This window comes from Cellulomonas algicola (assembly GCF_003851725.1).
Lineage (GTDB): Bacteria > Actinomycetota > Actinomycetes > Actinomycetales > Cellulomonadaceae > Cellulomonas > Cellulomonas algicola.
The window spans coordinates 1-5,097 of sequence record NZ_BHYL01000313.1; the positions used below are offsets into that span (position 1 = coordinate 1).

5 protein-coding genes are annotated in these 5,097 nt (G+C 75.8%); 2 read left to right on the top strand and 3 right to left on the bottom strand.

The window, feature by feature from the left end; genetic code table 11:
* Positions 1-350: zinc finger domain-containing protein (locus tag CTKZ_RS17370; RefSeq protein WP_307720315.1), on the top strand; the 350-nt coding region annotated here is incomplete at its 5' end.
* 74 nt (positions 351-424) lie between these two features.
* Here the strand turns inward: CTKZ_RS17370 and CTKZ_RS17375 are convergent.
* Positions 425-1,426 carry a phosphoglycerate dehydrogenase gene (locus CTKZ_RS17375; protein ID WP_235843537.1) on the bottom strand — a complete coding sequence of 334 codons (1,002 nt, stop codon included), beginning with the start codon at positions 1,424-1,426 and terminating at the stop codon, positions 425-427.
* A gap of 7 nt (positions 1,427-1,433) precedes the next feature.
* On the opposite strand from CTKZ_RS17375, the gene CTKZ_RS17380 reads away from it, so the two are divergent.
* A complete protein-coding gene (locus tag CTKZ_RS17380; RefSeq protein ID WP_124344123.1) occupies positions 1,434-2,060 on the top strand; it encodes a response regulator in 627 nt (208 codons plus the stop codon).
* A gap of 47 nt (positions 2,061-2,107) precedes the next feature.
* On the opposite strand, the gene CTKZ_RS17385 is transcribed toward CTKZ_RS17380, so the two are convergent.
* Positions 2,108-3,838: a sensor histidine kinase gene (locus CTKZ_RS17385; RefSeq protein ID WP_307720316.1), complete on the bottom strand. Its 1,731-nt coding sequence runs from the start codon at positions 3,836-3,838 to the stop codon at positions 2,108-2,110.
* A 10-nt stretch (positions 3,839-3,848) separates the two neighbouring features.
* Positions 3,849-5,097: ATP-binding cassette domain-containing protein (locus CTKZ_RS17390; RefSeq protein ID WP_124344122.1), on the bottom strand; the 1,249-nt coding region annotated here is incomplete at its 5' end.

A 5,097-nucleotide genomic window follows, 5' to 3' on the forward strand; every position in this document is an offset into this window, starting at 1 on the left:
CGCTCGTCTCGGGCGTCGGCAACATCTACGCCGACGAGGGGCTGTGGCGGGCCCGGCTGCACTACGCGCGCGCGACGGACACCCTGCGCCGGGCGGAGGTCGAGCGTGCGCTCGACGGTGCGCACGAGGTCATGACGCAGGCGCTCGCGCAGGGCGGCACGAGCTTCGACGCGCTCTACGTCAACGTCAACGGGGCGTCGGGCTACTTCGACCGGTCGCTCGCCGTGTACGGGCAGGAGGGGCGGCCCTGCCCGCGGTGCGGCACGCCCGTACGGCGCGACGAGTTCATGAACCGCTCGTCGTACACGTGCCCGCGCTGCCAGCCGCGTCCCCGCAACGGCCGCTGGTGACGCCGCGCGGGTCCACGCCGCTCCGGCGTCGCGCGTGACTCGGCGCTCGGCGGCATCGTGCGGCGAGCGGTGACTCAGCGCTCGACGACGTTGCGCAGCGGACGCCCGGCCGAGAACGCGGCGTAGTTCTCCGCGACGAGTGCGGCCGCACCGACGGGTCGCCCGCCGGCCGCGTGCGGGCTCACCAGGATCCGCGGCTCGTCCCACAGCGGTGACGTCGCAGGCAGCGGCTCCTCCTCGAACACGTCGAGCGCGGCGCCCGCGAGCCGACCGGACCGGACGGCGTCCAGCAGGGCGTCCTCGTCGAGCGTCGCGCCGCGGCCGACGTTGACGACCCACGCGTGCGCGGGCAGCAGTCCCAGCACGTGCGCGTCGACGGCGTGCCGCGTCGCGTCCGTCGCGGGGAGCAGGCTCACGAGCAGGTCGGTGCGGGGGAGCAGGTCAGGGAGCGAGTCGGCGGTGACGACGGGGTAGCCGTGCCGGTCGCCCGCTCGCGTCGCGACGCCCGTGACCTCGGCACCGAGCGCGGTGAGCAGCGGCGCGAGGCGGGCGGCGATCGAGCCGAAACCCCAGACCGCGACGCGCGCGCCGTCCAGGGTGCGGAGCGAGTCGCGCGGCCGGACGGGCTGCACGCCGCCGAGGTCGGTGGCCCACCGGTGCTCGGCCTGCGCGCGGACCAGGTCGGGGACGCGGCGCACGACGGCCAGCACGAGCGCGAGGGTGTGCTCGGCGACGGGACCGTCGTGCAGGCCACGGCCCGACGTCACGACGACGTCCGGGCCGAACCCGGCGGCGAGCACGGCGTCGGGTCCGGCGGCGAGCGTCTGCACCCAGCGCAGGTCGGTCAGCCGCTCGGCGCACGCCCGGAGGTTGTCGGCGCTGTTGCCCCACGCGACGAGGACCTGGGCGTCGAGCGCGTCGTCGGGCGGCGGCGCGTCGGGGGCGTACCGGACGACGCGCACGTCGTCGGGAAACGCGGGCGCGTCCTCCAGCGTGGTGGGCAGCAGAACCGTGATCACACCTGGATACGATGCCATCGTGCCGTCGATCAGCCAGCCGACGAGGTCGGGACCCATCACCGTCATGATCGTCGACGACCACGAGGTCGTCCGCCGCGGGATCGCCGAGGTCGTCGAGCGGACGGACGGCATGACCGTCGTCGCCGAGGCCGGGTCCGTGGGCGACGGCGTGCGTCGTGCCGGGCTCGTGCGCCCGCAGGTCATGCTCGTCGACCTGCAGCTGCCCGACGGCACCGGCATCGACCTGATGCGCGCGGTGCGCGAGTCGCAGCCCGAGGCCCGCGCGATCGTCCTCACGTCGTTCGACGACGACGACGCCCTGGCCGCGGCGCTCGAGGCCGGCGCCGCCGCCTACCTGCTGAAGTCGGTCCGCGGGGCCGAGATCACGGACGTCATCCGCGCGGTCGCCGCGGGTCGGACGCTCCTCGACGAGCGCACCGTCACGCGCCGCAAGGCCGGTCACGAGGACCCGACGGAGAACCTGACGCCGAGCGAGCTGCGGGTGCTCGACCTCATCGGCGAGGGCCTGTCGAACCGCGAGATCGCGGAGCGGCTCGGCGTCGCCGAGAAGACCGTCAAGAACCACATCACGTCGCTCCTGGCGAAGATGGGCCTGCAGCGCCGCACGCAGGTCGCGGCGTGGGTCGCGTCGCGCAAGCATGCCGGGTGGCGCGCCGAGCCCGGCCACTGACGGAGCGTCCGCCGCCGACCATCCCCGGCGGTCGACCTCGGCACGCGTCAGGCGAGCGGGGCCTGCCAGGTCAGGAGCGTGCCGCGGCCGTCGGGTGACGCGCCGAGCGTGAACGAGCCGCCGTGCTGCCGGGCCCGTGACGCGAGGTTGCCGGTGCCCGAGCGGCGGTCGCGACGCTCCGGCAGGCCCGTGCCGTCGTCCTGGACCTCGACGAGCACGCGTCCGAGCGGGCCGGTGCCGTTCACCGAGATGCGGACCGTGACCGACGACGCGTGCGCGTGCCGGGCGGCGTTGGCGAGCCCCTCGCGCACGACCGCCACGACGTCGTCCGTCAGCTGCTGGCCCACGCGGTCGTCGAAGCGGTCCTCCTCGAACGGGTCGTCGGACAGACCGCTGCCGTCGAGCGACAGGATCACCGACGGCGCGAAGCCGAGGCCCGTGCGCGCGAGCGACGCCTCGCGGCGCAGCCGCTCGACCAGGCCCGTCGCGGCGTCGGGGTCGCGCAGCGCGTAGACGATCTCGCGGATCTGCCGCACGGAGGAGTCGACGTTGTCGAGCGCGTCGTCCACGATGCTCAGCAGCTCGCTCGGGTCGACACCCCGCGCCGCCCGACGCTTGACCGTCTCGAGCTGCATGCCGGTCGCGAAGAGCTGCTGGATCGCGAGGTCGTGCAGGTCGCGCGCGATGCGCTCGCGCTCGTCGAGCAGCGCCGCGACGTCCTGCGCGTGCCGAGCCTCCGCGAGCACGTAGGCGAGGGCCGCCTGCGAGGCGAACGACTCGGCGGTCGCGAGGTCGCCGTCCTCGAACGGCGGCTCGCCGATGCGGCGCAGCAGGATGAGCACGCCCACACCGCGGCCCGACGTCTGCATCGGCGCGTACATCGCGGACCCGAACGCGCGCATCGCGGGCACCTTGACGCTGCGGGACTGCGACAGCGACGGCGTGAGCAGGCCCTTGCCCTCGGTCATCACGGTCCACGCGCGGCCGCCCTCGGGCATGACCGTGCCCATGAGCTTGTCGGCGTCGTGCCCGTCGACGAGCTCGATGAGGAGGCGGCCGCCGAGCCCGGGCAGCGCGAGGGCCGCGGTGTCGGCGTGCGCGACCTCGCGAGCCGTCGCGGCGATGTGCTCGAGCGCCTCCTCCTCGTCGATGCCCTCGAGCAGCATGGTCGTGATGTCCTGGCCGGCGCGCAGCCAGTGCTCCCGGCGCGAGGACTCGGCGTAGAGCTGCGCGTTCGCGACGGCCACGCCGGCCGCGGCGGCGAGCGAGATGACCGTGCTCTCGTCGCCGTCGGTGAAGCCGCCCTCCTTCTCGGACAGGTAGAGCTGGCCGTAGATGCGCTCGCCCGTGCGCACGGACGCGCCGAGGAACGAGCCCATCGGCGGGTGGTCCTTCGGGAACCCGCGGAACGCCGGGTGGTGCGTGAGGTCGTCGAGCCGCAGGGCGCCCTCGATCGGGATCTGGCCGAGCACGCCGAGCGCGTGCGGTGCGGTGCCGAGCATGCGCGCCACGGCGGTCGGCACGCCCGCGTAGACGAAGGTCGTCGACGTGCCGGTGGGGTCGAGGACGTTGATCGCCGCGTACCGGGCGCCCGTGAGCTCGGCGCTGACCTGCACGAACCGGTTGAGGACCGACGGCAGGTCGAGCTGCGCGGCGACGGACAGGATCGCGTCGAGCAGGTCGGCCACGCCGTCGCCGGTGAGGTCCACGACCTCTTCCGAGTGGACCTCGCTCAGCACCCCGCGCGCGAACGGGGTCCCGACCACGGGACGCTCCACGGGCGGACGCTCAGCCATGCGTCGCGCCGCCGACCTGCCCCACGCGGGATCGCGCACCCTCGCCCTCCCCGGCGTCGCCCTGCTCGCTGTCCAGGGCCACACGGTAGCCCGGGACCCGCGTGAGCAGGTCGTCGTGGGAGCCGCGCGCCGCGACGGCGCCGTCCTCGAGCCACAGGACCTCGTCGGCGTCGGCGAGGGCCGAGACGCGGTGGGTCACGAGGAGCACGCCGCGCCGGCCGCTGCGCGCCTCGTCGAGCAGCGTGCCGACCAGGCGGTCCGCGGTCGCCGCGTCGAGGTGCTCGGCGGGCTCGTCGACGAGCACGAGGGGAGCGGGTGCGAGCAGCGTGCGGGCGAGCAGCAGCCGGCGGCGCTCGCCGCCGGACACCGTGCGGGCGTCGGGGCCGACGAGCGTGTCGAGGCCCTCGGGCAGGCTTGCGAGCCACGGGCCGAGGCCGACGCGGTCGAGCGTGGCGCGGGCCTCGTCCGGGGTCACGTCGCCGCGGGCGACGCGCAGGTTCTCGAGGACGGTCGTGCCGAAGACGTGCGCGTCCTCGGTCACCGCGACCACGGCCGCCGCGACGTCTACGCGCGCGAGCCCTCCGACGTCGGTGCCGTCGAGCGACACCGTGCCCGCGGCCGACGGCAGCAGGCCGGCGAGCGTGAGCAGCGTGGTCGTCTTGCCGGTGCCGCTCGGGCCGACGACCGCGACCGACCGGCCGCGGCGCAGCGTGACGTCGAGCCCGCGCACGACGTCACGGCCGTCGGGCCACGCGCACGTCACGCCCGCGGCGCGCAGCACCGGGTCGGCCGCTGCCGCGTCGCGGGTGTCGGTCGCGGGGGTCGCGTCCGCAGTCGACGACACCGTGGCGTCCCCGCGGGGGTCCGCCGTCGCGTGGCCCGTCCCGCGGGACGACGGCCCTGCGGCGGCACCGCCCGCGGTCCGTGCGGTCGCTGCGGACAGCTCCTGCGGACCTGCGGGCGCTCCGGAGTCGTCCAGCAGCGCGAGGATGCGTGCGGCCGCCGCTCGCGACCGCTGGACCTGGATCGCGGCGGCGGGCAGGAGCGACGTGGCCTCGAACGCGGCGAGCGGCGTCAGCACGACCACCGCGAGCTCGACGGGTGCGAGCAGCCCGGCACCGACAGCGGGCACCCCGGTGACGAGCGCCGCGAGCACCGCGAGCCCGACCGCGAGCTGCCCGACGGCGGCAGCCGCGGCTGCGGGCCGGGCGCCGGCGTCCGCCGCGGCCGTGACCCGGGCG